Source organism: Mucilaginibacter sp. RCC_168 (assembly GCF_041355315.1).
Lineage (GTDB): Bacteria > Bacteroidota > Bacteroidia > Sphingobacteriales > Sphingobacteriaceae > Mucilaginibacter.
Genome location: NZ_JBFUPN010000079.1, coordinates 1 through 622 on the forward strand (window position 1 = coordinate 1; position 622 = coordinate 622).

The window sequence follows — 622 nt, forward strand, 5'->3', positions numbered from 1 at the left end:
CCGGTTACCCCAACAGGCACCAGTCCCTGATCCGGCCCCAGGATGTATATCTGGGTATTGGCTATCGGACGGCCGATGATAGCGCCTTTGCTTCCTGGAGTAAGGGTTCCCTGCCTATAAAACAGGCTTGTACAAAAAATAGTGCCCTCAGTAGGCCCGTAGGTCACGATAATATCAGCAGCTGGGAATGCCGTCGATAAGGCAGATAACAGTTTATCCGGAATCACATCTCCGCCTATAAATACTTTTTGTATGTTTTCGAAAGATGGATTTAATTTATTCTTAGCAATGTGATCCACCAGTAAGTTATATACCGCCGGAACTGTATCTATAATTGATGCCTGTTTTAGTATAGATGCAAACAGCGCTATATTTCCTAATAGCTCTTTGTTTACAATAATACTTCTTCCTCCTGATAACAAAGGGGTTAACAGTTGAAAAATAGATATGTCAAAAGTATAAGAAGCTGTAAATGCCATTACAACAGAGCAGGAGGCATCTAAATATTGATTATAAATATGTCCAAAAAACGGCCCCAGTCCCTGATGCTCGATCATAACGCCTTTCGGCCGTCCTGTAGAACCGGAGGTATAGATGACATAAGCGAGATTAGCAGGGAGGA

General features: G+C 42.8%; 1 protein-coding gene. It reads right to left on the reverse strand.

What is annotated here, in order from left to right:
- Positions 1 to 622 (reverse strand): AMP-binding protein (locus AB6735_RS28035; RefSeq protein WP_370999488.1); only part of this gene is annotated, 622 nt, incomplete at both ends.